This is a genomic window from Amycolatopsis sp. lyj-346 (assembly GCF_046548975.1).
In the GTDB taxonomy this organism is placed as follows: domain Bacteria; phylum Actinomycetota; class Actinomycetes; order Mycobacteriales; family Pseudonocardiaceae; genus Amycolatopsis.
In genome coordinates this window covers 1-511 of sequence record NZ_JAJPWT010000088.1, presented here as the reverse complement: position 1 = coordinate 511, position 511 = coordinate 1, and the positions used below count along the sequence as shown (strand labels likewise).

General features: G+C 47.2%; 1 protein-coding gene. It reads left to right on the top strand.

All coding sequences use genetic code 11. The features are described 5' to 3' along the window. Positions 1-231: 231 nt before the first annotated feature. Positions 232-511, top strand: a 280-nt coding sequence (locus ACLJQE_RS44840; RefSeq protein ID WP_410645948.1) for a hypothetical protein, incomplete at its 3' end; no start/stop codon positions are given.

Below are 511 nucleotides of genomic sequence, written 5' to 3'. Positions count from 1 at the left end.
CGGAGTCTATCTACATCTACTTTGAACAGGATGCTACGGGCCATGAGGTTACTTGGTCAAATAGCTTTGTAGTTCATGGAACAGGTACTAAGGTTAGCACAACCCCTAGCTCAGTTACTATCTGTAACTTGGTCTATCGTGGTAAAGGCAACCTGATCGACGTGTTCATGACTACCCGTCCATAACCATTAAGGCCTCATGAGAATGGGGCCTTTTCTTTTAGGAGAGAATATGATTCCGTTTCCAATGATCGCCTTCGGTCTAATTACACCACCAGTCACTGATGGAAAGATCAAATATGCAGTTATGTGCGGCAACTTGGCTTGGGCACTAACCACAAAAGGTGAGCTGTTCGTCGGGGGCCCAGCTAAGAAGTTTACTGGTCTAGGCTTAATGCCTGATGGTGTCACCCACAAAGCCTCCTCTGGTGCTTGGACTAAGGTGATGGATGGCGTTGCATCATTCTATACCTCAACGGCGGCGCTTAAGATGGCAGTAATGGAAGATGGAC